General features: G+C 69.1%; 16 protein-coding genes. 8 read left to right on the forward strand and 8 right to left on the reverse strand.

The annotated features are described in order from the left end of the window. Positions 1–194: 194 nt before the first annotated feature. Complete coding sequence (locus tag ACESK8_RS17015; RefSeq protein ID WP_372969706.1) at positions 195–932, reverse strand: IclR family transcriptional regulator; 738 nt, start codon at positions 930–932, stop codon at positions 195–197. A gap of 91 nt (positions 933–1,023) precedes the next feature. Here ACESK8_RS17015 and hutH point away from each other — a divergent pair, with 91 nt between their 5' ends. The 4 genes from hutH to ACESK8_RS17035 are packed head-to-tail and all read left to right on the forward strand — an operon-like array spanning position 1,024 to position 6,319. Then, on the forward strand, positions 1,024–2,565 hold the full coding sequence (hutH, locus tag ACESK8_RS17020; protein WP_372969693.1) for a histidine ammonia-lyase: 1,542 nt from the start codon (positions 1,024–1,026) through the stop codon (positions 2,563–2,565). Next, positions 2,558–4,222, forward strand: coding sequence for a urocanate hydratase (hutU, locus tag ACESK8_RS17025; protein WP_372969694.1), 1,665 nt, complete (start codon positions 2,558–2,560; stop codon positions 4,220–4,222). Before hutH ends, hutU begins: the two co-directional genes overlap by 8 nt. Next, positions 4,219–5,427, forward strand: a complete 1,209-nt coding sequence (gene hutI, locus ACESK8_RS17030; protein ID WP_372969695.1) for an imidazolonepropionase — start codon at positions 4,219–4,221, stop codon at positions 5,425–5,427. The genes hutU and hutI overlap by 4 nt, the downstream gene beginning before the upstream one ends. Further along, the gene (locus tag ACESK8_RS17035; RefSeq protein WP_372969696.1) at positions 5,408–6,319 is read left to right on the forward strand and encodes an arginase family protein; all 912 of its coding nucleotides are present in this window, start codon (positions 5,408–5,410) and stop codon (positions 6,317–6,319) included. The genes hutI and ACESK8_RS17035 overlap by 20 nt, the downstream gene beginning before the upstream one ends. 43 nt (positions 6,320–6,362) lie before the next feature. Here the strand turns inward: ACESK8_RS17035 and ACESK8_RS17040 are convergent, their stop codons facing one another. The 4 genes from ACESK8_RS17040 to ACESK8_RS17055 are packed head-to-tail and all read right to left on the reverse strand — an operon-like array spanning position 6,363 to position 11,426. Further along, positions 6,363–8,240, reverse strand: a complete 1,878-nt coding sequence (locus tag ACESK8_RS17040) for a glycogen debranching N-terminal domain-containing protein (RefSeq protein WP_372969697.1) — start codon at positions 8,238–8,240, stop codon at positions 6,363–6,365. Further along, entirely contained in the window at positions 8,237–9,076 is an 840-nt protein-coding gene (locus ACESK8_RS17045; RefSeq protein WP_060926851.1) for a carbohydrate ABC transporter permease, read from the reverse strand. The genes ACESK8_RS17040 and ACESK8_RS17045 overlap by 4 nt, the downstream gene beginning before the upstream one ends. Beyond that, positions 9,073–10,167, reverse strand: a complete 1,095-nt coding sequence (locus tag ACESK8_RS17050) for a carbohydrate ABC transporter permease (RefSeq protein ID WP_372969698.1) — start codon at positions 10,165–10,167, stop codon at positions 9,073–9,075. The genes ACESK8_RS17045 and ACESK8_RS17050 overlap by 4 nt, the downstream gene beginning before the upstream one ends. An 8-nt stretch (positions 10,168–10,175) precedes the next feature. Beyond that, a complete protein-coding gene (locus tag ACESK8_RS17055) occupies positions 10,176–11,426 on the reverse strand; it encodes an extracellular solute-binding protein (RefSeq protein WP_372969699.1) in 1,251 nt (416 codons plus the stop codon). 153 nt (positions 11,427–11,579) lie between these two features. On the opposite strand from ACESK8_RS17055, the gene ACESK8_RS17060 reads away from it, so the two are divergent. Further along, complete coding sequence (locus ACESK8_RS17060; RefSeq protein WP_372969700.1) at positions 11,580–12,584, forward strand: LacI family DNA-binding transcriptional regulator; 1,005 nt, start codon at positions 11,580–11,582, stop codon at positions 12,582–12,584. Between the two features lie 21 nt (positions 12,585–12,605). On the opposite strand, the gene ACESK8_RS17065 is transcribed toward ACESK8_RS17060, so the two are convergent. Further along, a complete protein-coding gene (locus tag ACESK8_RS17065) occupies positions 12,606–13,883 on the reverse strand; it encodes a DUF445 domain-containing protein (RefSeq protein WP_372969701.1) in 1,278 nt (425 codons plus the stop codon). A gap of 126 nt (positions 13,884–14,009) precedes the next feature. On the opposite strand from ACESK8_RS17065, the gene ACESK8_RS17070 reads away from it, so the two are divergent. Genes ACESK8_RS17070 through ACESK8_RS17080 form a run of 3 tightly spaced genes read left to right on the forward strand, consistent with a single transcriptional unit; the run spans position 14,010 to position 15,003 of the window. Further along, entirely contained in the window at positions 14,010–14,291 is a 282-nt protein-coding gene (locus tag ACESK8_RS17070) for a type II toxin-antitoxin system prevent-host-death family antitoxin (protein WP_372969702.1), read from the forward strand. Beyond that, positions 14,288–14,701, forward strand: a complete 414-nt coding sequence (locus tag ACESK8_RS17075) for a type II toxin-antitoxin system VapC family toxin (protein WP_372969703.1) — start codon at positions 14,288–14,290, stop codon at positions 14,699–14,701. Before ACESK8_RS17070 ends, ACESK8_RS17075 begins: the two co-directional genes overlap by 4 nt. 29 nt (positions 14,702–14,730) lie before the next feature. Continuing rightward, complete coding sequence (locus ACESK8_RS17080; RefSeq protein ID WP_060926857.1) at positions 14,731–15,003, forward strand: metal-sensitive transcriptional regulator; 273 nt, start codon at positions 14,731–14,733, stop codon at positions 15,001–15,003. Positions 15,004–15,753: 750 nt separating this feature from the next. Here ACESK8_RS17080 and ACESK8_RS17085 read toward each other — a convergent pair. Then, positions 15,754–17,142 (reverse strand): aspartate aminotransferase family protein, encoded by a 1,389-nt coding sequence (locus ACESK8_RS17085; RefSeq protein WP_372969704.1) that lies wholly within the window; start codon positions 17,140–17,142, stop codon positions 15,754–15,756. A 20-nt stretch (positions 17,143–17,162) separates the two neighbouring features. Further along, the coding region (mmsA, locus tag ACESK8_RS17090) for a CoA-acylating methylmalonate-semialdehyde dehydrogenase (RefSeq protein WP_372969705.1) at positions 17,163–18,270 on the reverse strand (1,108 nt) is incomplete at its 5' end.

Genomic DNA, 18,270 nt, shown 5'->3' on the forward strand with positions numbered 1-18,270 from the left:
CCGGAAGCTAAGCCTCACAGCGCCGATGGTACTGCAGGGGGGACCCTGTGGGAGAGTAGGACACCGCCGGACTTCTTTTAAACAGAAAAGCCACCCAATGTTGGGTGGCTTTTCTGCGTTAACGTGCTCCCGTGTTGACGTGCATCGGTGTTGACGTGCAATCGTGCGAGTGTTCGGGCTCGCGCAGCACGTCGTCAGCGCTTGAGCCGCGACTCGAGCACGCTCGCCGACTCGATCACGGCCTCTGCCAGCATCGTCTCGTCGAGCTCCGCATTCGCCCAGGTCACGGCGACGGCGGCGATGGGCCACCCGGAATGGTCGAGCACGGCTGCGCCGACGCTGCGCAGCCCGTCGGCGATCTCGCTGTCTTCGATCGCGTATCCGCGGGCACGCACGGTGCGCAGCACTTCGCGAAGCTCACCCGGCTTGCGCGGGCCGACACCGGTTCGATCCGGGAACGCGGAAGCGCTCGGGTACAGGGCACGCACCTGCTCCCGCGGGAGGGCTGCCAGCATCGCCCGACCGGAGGCGGTGAGGTGCGCCGGCAGTCTCACCCCCACATCGGTGACGAGTGCGGGACGCCGGGGCGCCCGCTCCTCGACGATGTACAGGACATCGCCTCCGCTCATCACGGCGAGGTGCGCGCTCTCGCCCAGGTGGTCGGACAGCGACGCGATCACTGGCCGGCCCAGGCGCGCGAGTGGTTGCTGCCGGGCATACCCGCCGGCGAGTTCGAAGGCCGACGTGCCGAGACCCCAGCGGCGCTCCTCGCGCAGGTGCAGCACGAACCCGTGCGCCGCGAGCGTGGTGAGCAGGTGATACACGGTCGAGCGGGGCAGCCCGAGCTCACGAGCGATCGCCGAGGCCGCCACGGGGGCCGGACGGCCGGCGAGGTGACGGAGGATCCGCAGGGTGTTGTCCGCCGCCGGCACCTGCGCGGTCGAAGCCGCATCGTCTGGGATCACAGACACAGTATGCCTCTTCCCCCTGTGGGGTGCGACTGTCGGGGTGTGAAATCGAATCATGTCTGAAGAGTTCTCCGTCGTCGTCGGCGATGCCCCCCTGAGTCACGCCGACGTCGTCGCCGTCGCCCGTCACGGCGCCCGCGTCGTGATCAGTCCCGCAGCACTCGATCGTGTCGCCGAGACGCGGCACGTCATCGACGGTCTGGCGGCAGACCCGCACCCGCACTACGGGGTCTCCACCGGGTTCGGAGCGCTCGCGACCACGTTCATCGCTCCGGACCGCCGGCTGCAGCTGCAGGCGAGCCTCATCAGATCCCATGCGGCAGGGACCGGCGCGGAGGTCGAGCGCGAGGTGGTGCGCGGCCTCCAGCTCCTGCGCCTGCAGACCCTCAGCTCAGGTCGCACCGGTGTGCGGCCGGTCGTCGTGGAGACCTACGCCGCGCTCCTCAACGCAGGCATCGTGCCGATCGTGCGGGAGTACGGCTCTCTCGGCTGCTCCGGCGATCTCGCCCCGCTCGCGCACATCGCCCTCGCGGCCATGGGGGAGGGCGACGTCCGCGATGCGGAGGGCGACCTCGTCGCAGCATCCGATGCGCTGGTGGCCGCGGGCATCGAGCCCGTCACCCTGGTCGAGAAGGAGGGTCTCGCGCTCATCAACGGCACGGACGGGATGCTCGGGATGCTGGTGCTCGCCCTGCACGATCTCGACGCTCTTCTCCTGACCGCCGACCTGGCCGCCGCCATGTCCGTCGAGTCCCAGCTCGGCACGGATGCCGTCTTCGCCGCGGATCTCATGGCGCTGCGCCCGCAGACGGGCCAGGGAGAGTCCGCCGCCAACCTGCGCTCCTTCCTGCGGAACTCCCCGATCGTGCACAGCCACAAGGGCCCGGAAGACGGACGCGTGCAGGATGCGTACTCTCTGCGCTGCTCGCCGCAGGTGCACGGCACGGCGCGCGACACCATGGCCTACGCCTCGACCGTCGCGGGTCGCGAGCTGGCGAGCGTGATCGACAACCCCGTGATCACGCTCGACGGTCGCATCGAATCGAATGGGAACTTCCACGGTGCCCCGGTGGCAGCCGTCCTCGACTTCCTCGCGATCTCCGTGGCGGACGTCGCCTCGATCTCGGAGCGACGCACGGACCGTGCGCTCGATCCCGCGCGCAGCCACGGGCTGCCTCCCTTCCTCGCCGACGAGGTCGGGGTCGACTCCGGGCTGATGATCGCTCAGTACGCGGCGGCCGGGATCGTCTCCGAGCTGAAGCGCCTGGCCGTCCCCGCGTCCGTCGACTCGATTCCCTCGTCGGCGATGCAGGAGGACCACGTCTCGATGGGCTGGGCTGCCGCGCGCAAGCTCCGCCGCGCGATCGACGGCCTCGGCCGCGTGCTCGCGATCGAGATCCTGACCGGCGCACGCGCCCTCGATCTGCGCGCTCCGCTGCAGGCGGGCCCCGCCACCGGCGCTGTCCGCGACCTGGTGCGCACGGTCGCCGCCGGCCCCGGCCCCGACCGCTTCCTCTCGCCCGACATCGAGGCCGTGACCGCACTCGTGCAGTCCGGCACCATCGCCCGCATCGCAAAGGAGCACGCGAATGACTGACACCACCCCCACCGGACCGCGCAGCGTTCGCGCCGCCCGAGGCAACCAGCGCACCGCGAAGAGCTGGGGCGCCGAGGCCGCCAAGCGGATGCTCATGAACAACCTCGATGCCGAGGTCGCCGAGCACCCCGAAGACCTGGTCGTGTACGGCGGCACGGGCAAGGCGGCGCGCAGCTGGGAGGCGTACGACGCGATCATCCGCACACTCGACGAGCTGGAGCCCGACGAGACACTGCTCGTGCAGTCCGGCAAGCCCGTCGGCGTCTTCCGCACCCACGAGTGGGCGCCTCGGGTCCTCATCGCCAACTCGAACCTCGTCGGGGACTGGGCCAACTGGCCGGAGTTCCGTCGCCTCGAGGAGCTCGGGCTCATCATGTACGGCCAGATGACGGCCGGCTCGTGGATCTACATCGGCACCCAGGGCATCCTGCAGGGGACGTACGAGACCTTCGCGGCGGTCGCCCGCTCGCTGGGCCGGGAGTCGCTGCGCGGCACCCTGACTCTGACCGGTGGTGCCGGAGGGATGGGCGGTGCGCAGCCTCTCGCGGTGACGCTCAACGACGGCGTCGTGCTCATCGTCGACGTCGACGAGTCCCGACTCTCGCGGCGCGTGGAGCACGGCTACCTCGACGAGTACACCACCGATCTGGACGCCGCCGTCGAGCGTGTCGTCGCGGCGAAGGAAGCCGGCGAGGCGCTCTCGGTCGGCGTGGTCGGCAACGCCGCCGAGGTCTTCCCCGAGCTGCTGCGGAGGGGAGTGCCGATCGACATCGTCACGGATCAGACCAGCGCGCACGACCCGCTCGCGTACCTCCCGGTCGGCACCTCCGTGTCCGAGTGGAAGGCCGCGGCCGAGCGCGACGCCGAGGACTTCACCCGGCGGTCCCGCGAGTCGATGGCCCGTCACGTCGAGGCGATGGTGGCGTTCCAGGATGCGGGCGCTGCCGTGTTCGACTACGGCAACTCCATCCGCGCCGAAGCGCAGCTCGGTGGTTACGACCGCGCCTTCGAGTTCCCCGGCTTCGTCCCCGCGTACATCCGCCCGCAGTTCGAGGAGGGCCGTGGACCCTTCCGCTGGGCCGCGCTCTCGGGCGACCCCGAGGACATCTACCGCACCGATCGGGCGATCGCCGAGCTCTTCCCCGAGGACAAGGCGCTGCACCGTTGGCTGGAGAAGGCCGGAGAGAAGGTGCATTTCGAGGGACTGCCCGCCCGCATCTGCTGGCTCGGGTACAAGGAGCGCCACCTCGCCGGACTCAAGTTCAACGAAATGGTCGCCTCGGGCGAGCTGACGGCGCCGATCGTGATCGGACGCGACCACCTCGACTCCGGTTCGGTCGCATCGCCCTACCGCGAGACCGAGGCGATGAAGGACGGATCGGATGCGATCGCCGACTGGCCGCTGCTCAACGCCCTGCTCAACACCGCCTCCGGCGCGTCGTGGGTGTCGCTGCACCACGGCGGCGGCGTCGGGATCGGGCGCTCGATCCACGCCGGTCAGGTGACCGTGGCCGACGGGTCCGCGCTCGCCGCCGAGAAGCTGGAGCGGGTGCTGACGAACGATCCGGGCACCGGGGTGATGCGTCACGTCGACGCCGGGTATGAGCACGCTCGCGACATCGCACGTGAGCGCGGCCTGAAGGTGCCGATGCTGTGAGCACCACGCTGCTGACGAACATCGGCGAACTGACGACGAACGTCGCCCGAGCCGACGGCGACCGCTCCGGGACGCTGCAGAGCGCTGCCGTGCTGATCGAGGACGAGCACATCGCCTGGGTCGGGGCGGCGGCGGATGCGCCAAGGGCGGACCGGGTCGTCGACGCCCGAGGGCACGCGGTGATCCCCGGATTCGTCGACAGCCACAGTCACCTGGTGTTCGGCGGGGATCGTGCAGCGGAGTTCGAGGCGCGGATGGCCGGGCAGAAGTATGCCGCGGGCGGCATCCGCTCCACGGTCGCCGCCACGCGAGCCGCGAGCGACGACGACCTGCGAGCGCGGCTGCGGGCGTTCATCACCGAGATGACCGCCCAGGGCACGACGACGGTCGAGATCAAGAGCGGCTACGGATTGAGCGTGCTCGATGAGGAGCGTCTGGTCCGCCTCGCCGCCGAGGTCACGCCCGAGGTCACGTTCCTCGGGGCGCACGTGGTCCCCGCCGACTACGCCGATCGCGCCGACGAGTACGTCGAGCTCGTCACCGGACCGATGCTCGACGCCTGCGCGCCGCATTCGAAGTGGATCGACGTGTTCTGCGAGACCGGTGCGTTCACGGTGGAGCAGTCCCGTCGGGTGCTCGAGGCGGGGGTCGCGAAGGGCCTGCGGCCCCGGGTGCACGCGAGTCAGCTCGGGCCGGGCGAGGGAGTGCGTTTGGCCGTGGAGCTGGGCGCCGCCTCCGTCGACCACGGCACCTACCTGACCGACGAGGACATCGCCGCGCTCGTCACGTCCGACACCGTCCTCACGCTGCTGCCCGGGGTGGAGTTCTCGACGCGGCAGCCGTATCCGGATGCTCGTCGGCTGATCGACGCCGGGGTGACGGTGGCGATCGCGTGCGACACCAACCCGGGCTCCAGCTTCACGTCGTCGATGCCGTTCTGCATCGCCATCGCGGTGCGCGACATGGGGATGACTCCGGCCGAGGCCGTGTGGGCGGCGACCGCCGGCGGCGCCCGTGCACTGGGACGCGACGATATCGGCGTGATCGCGCCGGGTGCACGTGCCGATCTCGTGCTGCTGACAGCGCCCACGCGCATCCATCTCGCCTATCGGCCGGGCGTCCCGCTCGTCGAGAAGGTCTGGAAGAACGGCACCGCGGTCTTCGCGGCGGCCGGAACGGAGGATCATGGCTCTCTCGCACGATGAACTCTGGCCGCGAGCCGGGTCCTGGCCCGCGTTCGAGGCGGGAGACGACGCGGACGCCGTCCTGCTCGGCGTCCCGACCTGGCGCAGCTCGCTCTCCCCGACGGGTGCACATGCCACGCCCGCGGCGATCCGCGAGGCTCTCACGCGGTACAGCGCGACCCTGATGGGCCCGCCCGCCGTCGATCTGGCCGCGACGCTGCGCATCCTGGACGCCGGAGACGTCGTCGAGCCCGACGGCGAACGGGGCATCGCGGCGACGGTCGATCGGGTGCGTGGGCTCGCCGATGCCGCCCGTCTCGTCGTCGCCCTGGGAGGCGACAACGCGCTGACGTATCCCGTGGCGCGCGGCGCCGGGGCGACGGGACTGATCACGATCGACGCACACTTCGACCTGCGGGACGGCATCTCGAACGGCTCGCCGGTGCGTCGACTCATCGAGGACGCCCCCGAGCCCGAACGCGTCGACCCCACAAGGATCGTCCAGATCGGCATCGCGGACTTCGCGAACTCGGCGGCCTACGCCGGTCGGGCAGCCGACTGGGGCATCCGGGTGATCACGCTCGACGAGGTTCGTCGGCGTGGCATCGCCGACGTCGTCGCTGAGGCGACGCGCATCGCGGGAGCGGGCGCGGGAGCGGGCACCCGCATCCATCTCGATGTCGACGTCGATGCGGTGGATCGGTCCGCGGCGCCCGGCTGCCCCGCGAGCGTCCCCGGCGGTCTCGCTGCCTGGGAGCTACGTGCTCTCGTGCGGGGCATCACGGCAGACCCGCGCGTCGTCAGCGCCGACATCGCCGAGGTCGATGCGACCGCCGACACCGACGACATGCGCACGGTGCGCCTCGCCGCGCTCTGCGTCCTGGAGATGCTCGCGGCACTCGCGACCCGGTGACGCCGCGGCCGCCGTTGCCCACGGGGTCAGGATGCCGGTCAGATCACCCCAGCGCCTGCGCGCAGACCACGGCCGCCGCGGCCGACCATGCCTGCGGGCGACAGGCGGCGGGGTAGGGCACCGGTCTTCCGCCATGCACGGCCGCATCCCCGGAGTGAAGCTCGGGCACGCGGTACTCGAAGCCCTCCGCGACATCGAGCAGCTGTCGCGCGATCGACTGAGCCTGTTCCCGGAGTCCCGCTCGGAGCATCCCGTGCACGGCGATCGCGGTGTCATGCGTCCAGACGCTGCCGCAGTGGTAGCTCAGCGGCCAGTAGCCCTGAGCGCTCGTCGACAGGGTGCGGATGCCGTAGCCGCTCGACATCGTGGGGTCTGTGAGCAGGGTGGCGCAGAGCCGCTCCTCGTCCGCGTCGAGCAGACCGGTGCCGATCAGATGCCCGATGTTGCTCGTGAGCGAGTCGACCGGGTTGCCCGCGGCATCCAGCGCCACAGCGGGGTAGCGGCCCTCTTCGGTCGTGACCCAGAACGCGGCGCGGAAGCGCTCACGCAGATCGGCCGCCCAACTCCGCAGCGCCTCACCGCCCGGCTCTTCGAGCTCGTCGAGGAGTGCGGCACCGCGCACGGCAGCCTCATGGGCATAGGCCTGCACCTCGCTGAGAGCGATCGGGCCCTCGGCGAGACGACCGTCCCTCCACTGGATGGAATCGCCGGAGTCCTTCCACCCCTGGTTCGCGAGTCCGTGACCTGTCTCGTCGACGTAGTCGATGAAGCCGCTTCCGGATGCCGGGCCATGGACGACCGTCCACTCGAGCGCGGCACGCAGCGCGGGAAGCAGCTCCTGCACCTCTTCGCGGGGCATCCCCGCATCGCGGGCGTCGGCCAGCAGACACACCCACAGCGGGGTCGCATCGACCGTTCCGTAGTAGAGCGGCGGAAGGTGGACGCCCTCCTTGGGCAGTGTCAGGGCGCCGCTGCGCAGCTCATGAAGGATCTTGCCCGGCGCTTCCGCCGTCGCAGGGTCCGTCGTCGTGCCCTGCAGGCGGGCCAGGACCCGGAGGGTGGATCCCGCCATCGACGGATCCGCAGCGAGAGCGAGGCGGGCGGCCCAGATCGAATCACGACCGAAGAGGGTGAAGAACCATGGCGCGCCCGCTGCATAGAAGGCGTCGCCCGGATGATCCGGGAGCGAGAGGCGGAGGGCCGCGAGGTCGGCCGTCGCGCGATCGATCCACCGAGCGACCCGGGGATCGTCGGTCTCCGGCGGCGTCGACGTCGTCGACGGTCGCGCGGCAGCGACCACGAGCGTGGGGTCGTGCAGCTCGACGGACCAGGCCGCCTCGACGCGGCCTCGCGGTGGCACCTCGAGCTCCCAGCGGACGACGAGGTCGTCTCCGTCCGTCGCGGTGGCGGCCTCTGCCGCGATCAGCGAGAAGGAGGCATCCGTGCTGCGCGCGCGTGCTCCGTCCCACTCCCACACGGCGGGCGCGGCATCTCCGGCCTTCACGGCCTGCATCGGGGCGAAGTCGGGGCGCACGCGCACCTCGACGCTGACGAGCATGGCGTGATCGAGGTGACTGCTGACCATCAGGCGCTCGCCGAATCGCCCGGCGGTCGCGGTCCGCTCCCGGTCCAGACGCACGCGCGGATCGGCCGAGTCATCGTCCAGTCCCCGCAGGACGTCCGTGAAGGTCACCCGCTGCGGGGTGGGCGAGGAGCATCCGATCGATTCGAGGTCCGTGCCCGCGATCGAGAGCTCCACCGCGCTGATATGGCGCAGATCGCCGTGGTAGATGCCGTGGATCGGTACGGTACCGATCCGTCCGGCGGCGTCCGACCACACCTGAGTCGGCGCTTCGAGCACGATCACGGCGTCGTCCAGCAGGGGCTGCAGAGCGGGGCGGGTGGGGGGAGTGGGGGTCATTCCTTGACGGCTCCTTCGGTGGAGTTCATGATGCGGCGCTGGAAGACGAAGAACATCACGGCGACGGGGATCGTCATGATGAGCGCGGCCGCCAGCTTGAGCGGATACTGCGTCCCCTGGCTGAGCTGGCCGCTCGCGAGCGAGGCGACGCCCTTGGTCAGGGTGGTGAGAGCGGGGTCGTTGGTCGACACGATGAAGTGGCTCAGCTCGTTCCATGAGCCCTGGAACGACAGGATCACGATCGTCACGAGTGCCGGCGTCGCCATCGGGAGTACGACCGACCAGAACAGGCGGAACGTGCCGGCGCCGTCGATCCGAGCCTGCTCCTCGACCGACACGGGGATCGATTCGAAGAAGTTCTTCATGATGAAGACGCCGGCGGCATCCACGAGCAGCGGCAGGATCATCCCCGCGTACGAGTTGAACATGCCCAGCTGGTTGATCACGAGGAACTTGGGGATGAGGAGCACCACGGTCGGCACCGACATGACCGCGACCAGCGCCGCGAAGACCACGCCCCGACCGCGGAAGTGCAGGCGGGCCAGTGCGTAGCCGGCGAGCGAGTTGAAGAACACCCGCCCGGCGGTCACGACGATCGTCACGATCGCACTGTTGACGAACCATGAGGGGAAGTCGCTGCGGGCGAAGAGCCGCTCGTAGGCCGCGAACGTCCACACCTCGGGCACGAGGGAGATGCCGCTGGACGCGGCATCCTCGTCGGTCTTGAAGCTGGTGGCGATCTGCACGAGGAACGGGTAGATGTAGACGATCGCGAGCCCGATCAGCACGGCATAGAGCACGATCTGCCAGGTGAGCTGCGTGCGCGAGAGTCTCACGAGACGCCTCCCTTCGCGGTGGTCTCGTAGGCGCGGATGCGGCGCCGTGACACCGGCCGATCACGCAGCACCCAGCGCTGCAGCAGGGTGAAGACGACGATGATGACGAACAGGATGAAGGCGATCGCGGCGCCCTGACCCCATTCCTGATTCGAGAACGCGGTCTGGTACGACAGATATGCCGGGGTCAGCGTCGTCTTGCTCGGGGCGCCCCGTGTGCCGGTGTAGATCTGATCGAAGACCTGCCAGCAGCCGATCAGGCCGAGGGTCAGGACCGTGAAGAGCGTGGGCCGCAGCTGGGGGAGGGTGACTCTCCAGAACCGCTGCCAGCTGTTCGCCCCGTCCATCATCGCGGCCTCGTCGACGTCGCCTCCGAGGTTCTGCAGGCCCGCGAGGAACAGGAGCATGAAGGTGCCGGATGTCGTGAAGACCGCCATCAGGATGTACGCGCTCATGGCGATCGACGGGCCGGCGAGCCACTCCCACCACGACACGCCGAGCATGCCGCCCTGGGTGAGCGCCGCGGGTCCGGAGTCCACTCCGACGCCGCTGAGCACGAGGTGAAGGACGCCCCGCGGATCGTTGAACCAGTTCGGGCCGTTGATCCCGAACCACGACAGCACGCCGTTCACGGCGCCGCTCGCGGAGAAGAGGAAGAGCCACAGCACGGTGATCGCGACGGAGCTGGTGACCGACGGGAAGTAATAGGCCGTGCGGAAGAATCCGCGGCCGCGGAGCACGGCCCTGTTCACGAGGATGGCGAGGAAGAGGGCGAGTGCGGTCTGCAGCGGCACCACCAGCAGCACGTACCAGGCGTTGTTGCGCAGCGCGGTGCCGAAGTCCTTGGTGGCCAGTCCGCCATCGACGAGGACAGCCGAGAAGTTGTCCGCACCCACGTAGGAGACGGATCCCGACAGGGGACTGCCTCGGCCTCCCCAGTCCGAGACGCTCACCCAGAGAGCCATCAGGACCGGGACGAGGAGGAACACGCCGAGGATCGCGATCACCGGTGCGGTGAACAGCCACCCGGCCGCGGCCTCGCCGCGGCGGAGCCCGGAGGCCCCGCCGCGACGACGCCCGGTGCGCGTCATCGTCACGACTACTCGACGATCGCTTCGAGGTTCGACTGGACGGAGCCGAGGATGTCGGCGGGCTCCGCGGTCTTCAGCGATTCGAGCTGCGCGTTGAAGTCGGCGATCACGTCTGCGGCACCGTCCTGGTTCGGCGGGAACTGCGCGTAGTCTGCGCCGGCGAGGAAGGGAGCCAGGGCGGCATTGTCGGTGGTCCAGGCATCGGCTGCCGACTTGATCGAGGGCATCGGGCCGAAGGCCTTCGAGAAGGCGAGCTGGCTGTCGGCGCTGGTGAGGTACTCGACCAGGTCGAGGGCCGCCTGCTGGTTGGGGCTGTCCGCCGCCATGCCCCAGCAGTTCGTGAACTGGAGCGTGCCCTGGCCTGCTGGTCCGGCCGGAAGCTCGGCGACCGTGTAGTCGATCGAACTGAAGTCGTTCGCGAGAGCTCCGGTGATCCAGTTGCCCTCGATCACCATCGCGGCCGCGCCCTTGCCGAGAGCCTCGCCGCCCCATCCGGCCCCGACGTCCTTCGCGTAGGCGAACGTCCCGTCGGCGAGGTGCGACTTCACGTACTCGAGAGCCTCCACGTTCGCCTCGTCGTCGGCGATCGCCTTCCCGTCCGCGACGAGACCGCCGCCGGCCTGCGCCATGAATGTGCCGACCCGCTGGAACTCGGCTCCGAAGGCGAGGCCGACGTGATCCGAGGTGGTCAGCTTCTTCGCGACAGCTCCGAGGTCGTCCCAGCTCTGCGGGAGGTCGGCGTCGGTGAGACCGGCATCTGCCCACATCTGGGAGTTGATCACGAGCGCCAGCGTCGAGAAGTCCTTGGGCGCGCAGTAGAACGTGTCGTCGATGGTGAAGTTCTCCACGAGCGAGGGGTAGAAGTCGTCTTTGTTGCTCAGCTCGTCGCCGTACGCCTGCAGTGAGCCGTTCGACGCGAATCCGGCGATCTGGTCGGTCGAGAGGTAGAAGAGGTCGGCGGGCTCGCCGGCGGCGAATCCCTGGGAGAGCTCCTGTGCGAGGTCGCTGGCCACCTGCAGCGAGACCTTCGTCCCCGACTCCTCGGACCAGGCGTCGAGCGCCTCCTGCACGGCCGCGGTCTCGGCATCGCCGGACGAGCCGATCAGGACGGTGAGGTCGTCATCCGAGGACGAGAGCTCCGAGGACTCGGTCGGCGCCTCATCTCCGGCGAAGCCCGATCCGCAGCCCGTGAGCACGAGAGTGCTGGTGAGGAGCACCGCTCCGGTGCCGAGGGCGGTGCGTGTGATGTGCCGTGTCATGGTCTCTCTCCTTTGATGAGTCATTGCGGGCGTCGGCCGGAACGGGTGTCCGGGATCCATCCGGCAGCAATTTGAACGATCAAACTCTGCGTGGAATAGGCTAGAGGCGCGGGCGCGAATGTGTCAAGAGCGGCCGGGAGACGAGGAGCAGCAATGGCGAAGGCGCCCACGGTCGAAGACGTCGCCGCCCACGCCGGCGTCTCACGGCAGACCGTCTCCAATGTCCTCAACACACCCGACATCGTCCGTCCCGCGACGAAGCAGCGGGTGCTGGAGGCGATCGACGCACTCGGCTATCGCCGCCACGCCGCGGCTCGGCGCCTTCGCCTGCGCCGCAGCTCGACGATCGGCATCCGCCTCGATCCCTACGTCGGTGGGATCTCCGGCGTCGTGCTCGACCGGTTCGTGCATGCGATCACCGAGCACGCCAGCGAGCGCGGGATGCGGATGCTCGTGTACGCCGCCCGCTCCACCGAGGAGGAGCTCGCGCGGCTGTCGGAGCTGTGGGAGGGCTCGGAGATCGACGCGGCGATCATCACCGGCACTTTCCGCGACGATCCTCGAGTCGGCCACCTCGATGCAGAGGGGCTGCCCTTCATCTCGTTCGGCAGGCCGTGGGGCGACGACGACATCGCCGACCCGCTGCACCTGTGGGTCGATGTGGACGGGGCGTCGGGGACACGGGCGGCGACCGCGCATGCTCTCGGATTCGGTGGCCACGTGTCGTTCTTCGGCTGGCCGCCCGGTTCGGGCACGGGAGACGACCGGGAGCGGGGGTGGCGCGAGGCCGTTTCGGCTGCCGGCGCACGCGGCGGGCGGGTGATCGCCGAGGATTCCGTACCCCAGGCACGCGCCAGCATGGCGGCGGCGCTCGACGACGGCCTCGTCACGGACGCGCTCGTGTGTGCGAGCGACTCTCTTGCCGTGGGGGCGCTCCTCGCTCTGGGGGATGCACGCCTCGATCTGCCCGTCATCGGATTCGACAACACCCCGACCGCCGAGGCGCTCGGCTTCTCGAGCGTCGAGCAGCGCCCAGAGGACGTCGCCACCGCCGTTCTCGAGCTGCTGATGGGGCCGACCGGCGACGTCGTGGCGCCGCGCCGACTGGAGTCCGGGTCCGCTCACGCCCTCATCACGCCCGAGCTGATCGTGCGCTGACGAAAGCGCTGACGCGCCTGCTCAGACTCCGGGGATCAGCGCATGGGCGATCGTGAAGATCGCGAGGCCCGCGAGCGCGCCCACGAACGTGCCGTTGAGGCGGATGTACTGCAGATCGCGGCCGACCATGAGCTCGATCTTCTCGGTGGTCTCGACGGGGTCCCAGCGTTCGACCGTGTCGGTGATGATCGAGGCGATGTCGTGACGGTAGCGGTCGACGAGGAACACGGCCGCGTCGGAGACCCAGCCGTCCACGCGGCGCTGCAGCGCGGCATCCGTCGTGAGCCGCTCGCCGATCTCCTGCAGAGCCTGGGCTGCACGGACGCGAAGCCCGCTCTCAGGGTCGGCCAGTGCGGTGAGCAGCCCGGCCTTCGCCGTGTTCCACGCCTCGGCGGCGAGTGCGCCGACACGGGGGCTGTCGAACAGCGAGGACTTCGCGTTCTCGAGCTTCGCCCTGGTCTCCGGATCGTTCTGCAGGCTGTCGGCGAGGCGGGCGAGGTAGCCGTCGACGGCGATGCGGGCCGGATGCTTCGGATCGGCCTGCACGGCGCGGACGAACTTCACGGCCTCGTTGTAGGCGGTGTCGTCCACGAATCGATGGGCGAGCTTCGGAACCCAGCCCGGGAGGCGGCGCGAGATGATCCCCGAGAAGGACTCGGCGTTCGCCTCCAGCCAGCGGCCGATGCTGTCTGCGGCGAGGTCGACCGCTCCGTGATGCGCGTCGGCCTCCACGATCTTCTCGAGCCAGGCGCCCGCCGGGGGACCCCACTCGGGGGAGACCAGATGCTCTCTCGCGAGGTCGGTGATGAGGTCGCGCACATCGTCATCGCTGAGTGCGTCGAGCACCGCCGTCGCGATCGTCGCGCCTTCCGCCGCCACGCGCTGGGCGTGCGCGGGCTCGCGGAGCCAGTCGCCGGCGCGCTGCGCGATGGCGGTGCTGGCGAGCTTGGTGCGCACGACGTCCGCTTCGAGGAAGTTCGTCTCGACGAACTCACCGAGCGTGCGACCGATCTCGTCCTTGCGGCTCGGGATGATCGCGGTGTGCGGGATGGGCAGCCCCAGCGGCCGGCGGAACAGCGCCGTGACGGCGAACCAGTCGGCGAGGGCGCCCACCATGCCGCCCTCCGCGGCGGCGCGGATGTATGCCAGCCACGGCTGCCGTTCCTGGAAGGCGAACGCGATCACGAAGACGACGGCCATGAAGATCAGCGCACCGAGAGCCACCGCCTTCATCCGGCGGAGAGCGCGCAGTCGCATCTGGTCTGCGGGCGACAGGAGCGCCATCGGGGTTCGCGGCATGACGTCATCCTTTCATGGGGAGTCTCGGCTGAGGTCGGCGAGCGGCGTCCGATTCGCGTCCTCCTGACCGTCCGGCACTGTGTAGTACTCTCACTACATCGGGAATCGAGGTCCATCGTGTTCACCATGACCGCTCGGGAGTTCAACCAATCCGTCGCACGCGCTCAAAGGCTCGCGGAAGAGGAACCGGTCCTCATCACCCGTCGGGGCGAGCCCGCCTACGTACTGCTGAGCATCGGAGCGTATGAACGCCTCCGGCCCGCCGTTTCCACGGAGGACACGCGTTCCTTCCTGGATGTCATCCGCCCCCTCCCTGAAGGGGCAGATCCTGATGACGTCTTCGGTCAGATCATGGACGAGATCGCCGCCGACAGGTCGCGCGACTTCGGACGAGAGACCGATCTGTGACACCCTTCCTGGTCGACACGAACGTGATCTCGGAGGTGCGGCGGCCTCGGCCCGACGTCGGAGTGACGCGGTGGTTCGACGCGACGCCTCGGGAGGCTGTGCGCATCAGCGTGATCACCGGGCTCGAACTCGAGCGCGGCGTCCTCCTGGCGTGGAGACGGGATGCCGTCGCCGCCGCGTCTCTGGAACGGTGGCTGGACTCGGTCAGAAGCGGACTGGTGCACCCCGCTCTCGAGGTGACGCAGGCGATCGCTCAGATCGCCGCAGCCATCCAAGTGCCGAACCGGCGTCCGCTCGGCGACTCGCTCATCGCGGCCACTGCGCTGCATCATGGGCTGACTCTCGTCACCCGCAACGAGAGGGATTTCGACGTTCCGGGACTTTCCGTCCTGAACCCGTTCTCGGGCTGATCGGCGCAGGACCCGAGTACCCTCGAATCGTGATCGAAGACATCAAGAAGCGTGCCCTGCACCGCACGAGCATCCTCGAGGGTCAGATGCGTGGGGTCGCGCGGATGATCGAGAGCGAGGAGTACTGCATGGACATCATCACGCAGTCCCGCGCGATCCAGCGTTCCCTGGAGTCTCTGAACCGGCTCCTCCTCGAGAACCACCTGCGTACGCACGTGACGCACATGTTCGAGGAAGGCGGCGAGGAGCGCGACCAGGCGGTCGCCGAACTGCTCAAGGCATTCGACTTCGACCGCAAGTAGCGGAGCCGGGCGGCTTGCGGTTGGTCAGCCGCAGACGCCGCTCTTCAGAACGACGTAAGCGCCCAGATTGTCGACCTTGACCCATTTTCCCGTCATGCCGATACGGTTTGTGGTGCCGAGTTGGACCGCTCCTTTTCCAGCGGGTCGGTAAGCCCGAGCGCAGTACCCAGCTGGGACGTAGAACGCGTCGTAGTCAGTGAATCGATCGCTGAACGCTCCGCGTGAGACGTATGCGGTAGACCCGGTCACGGTCGTTCCGTTCCAGTCCGTGCCAACCCGGATGCTCGTGGTCGAAGAGTTGGTGTTGTAGACCCAGCCGCAAAGAACGCCTGCCGTACAACCAGCCGCCTGCGCTGGCGCAGTCGATGCGACCAACAAGCTCGTAGCTAGCCCCAAGACCGCACAGGCTGACATTAGAGCGCGAGCGAGCGCCTCTCGCGCTTGTCTTTGGGCCTTCGGCTTCACCTTTGAATCCCACACAATTTCCTCCGATCTGGCTGACGTCAGTGTCAACAGCCACACAATCTCACTCTTCACAACAACTTCACAACCGCTCGTCGGAGTGGATATCGGTAACTGAACAGATTCCGATGGCTCGAACGAAGGGACAGAACAGGCAAGTCGGAATCGACAGCCGGAATTGGCAACGCCCCTTCTGTGAGCCGATCTGGCGCGGGTGCGGCCGAGTTTGACGCCGGCACGAGCAGAAGACGACCCGTCACGCGGGTGAGCCCTCGTCGCGCTTCTGGCTCAGCCCGCGGCGTGCTCGTCCGCGACGGAGAGGGCCTCATCCAGCACGGCGAGGCCGCGCACCAGGTCGTCCTCGCTGATCACGAGCGGCGGCGCGACGTGCATTCGGTTGAAGTGGGTGAAGGGCCAGACGCCGGCCTTCTTGGCTGCGGCCGCGAAGGCGGCGACCGGCGCGGCATCCGCTCCGCTCGCGTTGAAGGGCACCAGCGGCTCGCGCGTCTCCTTGTCGCGCACCAGCTCGACGGCCCAGAAGAGACCGCGTCCGCGCACCTCGCCGACGCTCGGGTGGGTGTCGACCCAGCGGCGCAGCGTCGGCTCGACGATGCGCTCGCCGAGGTCGCGCACCCGCTCGAGGATGCCGTCGCGGCGGAACACCTCGAAGGTCGCGACGCCCGCGGCGCACGCGAGCGGATGCCCGGAGTACGTGAGCCCTCCGGCGAACGGCGTGGTGTCGAAGGCCTTCGCGATGCGCTCGGAGATGACGACGCCGCCGAGCGGCACGTACCCGGAGTTCACGCCCTTCGCGAAGGTGATCAGGTCGGGACGCCCGTCGTACGCGTCGATGCCGAACCACTCGCCGAGTCGGCCGAAGCCGACCATGACCTCGTCCGCGATGTAGACGATGCCGTAGCGGTCGCAGAGCTCACGAACCCCCTGCAGGTAGCCGGGCGGCGGCACGAGCACGCCGTTCGTGCCGACGACCGTCTCGATGATGATGGCCGCGATGGTCGCCGGCCCCTCGAGCTGGATGGTCTGCTCGAGGTGGGCGAGCGCCCGCTCGGACTCCTGCTCCGGGGTCTCGGCGTGGAAGGGCGACCGGTACAGATACGGCCCGAAGAAGCGCACCGCCCCCGAGTCGGGCGAGCCGTTGGCCCACCGGCGAGGGTCGCCCGTCAGCGAGATCGCCGTCGAGGTCGACCCGTGATAGCTGCGGTACATCGACAGCACCTTGTGGCGCCCCGTCGACTGCCGGGCCATGCGCACCGCGTACTCGTTGGCCTCGGCGCCGCCGTTGGTGAAGAAGACCTTCTCGAAGCCCTCGGGCGCGACCTCGACGATGAGCCGGGCGAGCTCGCCCCGCACGTCGTTCGCCATCGCCGGCTGGATGGTCGACAGGCGGCCGGCCTGCTGCTGGATCGCGGCGACGAGATCGGGATGCTGGTGCCCGAGGTTGAGGTTGACCAGCTGGCTGGAGAAGTCGAGGTAAGCGTTGCCCGCGTAGTCCCAGAACGTCGAGCCCTCACCCGCGGCGACGGGCAGCGGGTCGATGAGCCCCTGCGCGCTCCAGGAGTGGAAGACGTGGCCGCGGTCGTCCGCCCGCACCTGCGCCTCGGCCTCGGGGGCGGGGAGCGGATGCGATGCGCCGTGGCGATCGGTGAAGGTCGTCATATCGTATGTCGCTCTCTGGCTCAGTGGTTGCTCGGGAAGCCCAGGTCGATCTGCGAGGGCGTGTGGTCGGGCCAGCGCGTGGTGACCACCTTCGACCGAGTGTAGAAGTGCACGGACTCGGGACCGTAGATGTGCGAGTCTCCGAAGAGCGAGTCCTTCCAGCCGCCGAACGAGTAGGCGCCGATCGGCACGGGGATCGGCACGTTGACGCCGACCATGCCGACCTCGATGTCGAACTCGTACTGACGGGCGGTGCCGCCGTCGCGCGTGAAGATCGCCGTGCCGTTGCCGTACGTGTTCGCATTGACGAGCTCGACGGCCTCCGCGTAGGTCTCGACGCGCACGACAGACAGCACCGGCCCGAAGATCTCGTCCTCGTAGACCTTCATGCCGGGAGCGACCCGGTCGATGAGGCTGACGCCGATGAAGAAGCCGTCGGAGTCGAAGTCCTTCGTCGTGCCGTCGACCACGACGGTCGCACCCTCAGAGGCGGCGCCGGTCACGTACGAGGCGACGCGGTCGCGGTGCTCGCGGGTGATGAGCGGACCCATCTCGCTCGCGGCATCCGTGCCGGCGCCGATCGAGAGCCCGTCGATGCGCGAGGCGATCGCCCCGACGAGGTCGTCGGCGATGTCGCCCACCGCGACGAGCACCGAGACGGCCATGCAGCGCTCGCCGGCCGACCCGTAGGCGGCCGAGACCGCGGCGTCGGCTGCGGCGTCGATGTCGGCATCCGGCATCACGACCATGTGGTTCTTCGCGCCGCCCAGAGCCTGGACCCGCTTGCCGGCGTTCGCCGCGCGCTGGTAGATCGAGCGGGCGATGGGCGTCGAGCCGACGAAGCTGATCGCGTTCACGCGCGGCGACTCGAGCAGGGCGTCGACGGCTTCCTTGTCGCCGTGCACGACGTTGAGCACGCCGTCGGGCAGACCTGCCTCCTGGAAGAGCTTCGCGATCCAGACGGCCGCCGACGGGTCCTTCTCGCTCGGCTTGAGCACGACGGTGTTGCCGCAGGCGATCGCCGAGGCGACCATCCACAGCGGCACCATGACGGGGAAGTTGAACGGCGTGATCGCCGCGACGACCCCGACGGGCTGCTTGACCGAGTGCACGTCGACGCCGCGCGAG

It is taken from the genome of Microbacterium sp. (assembly GCF_041641055.1).
Classification (GTDB): Bacteria; Actinomycetota; Actinomycetes; order Actinomycetales; family Microbacteriaceae; genus Microbacterium.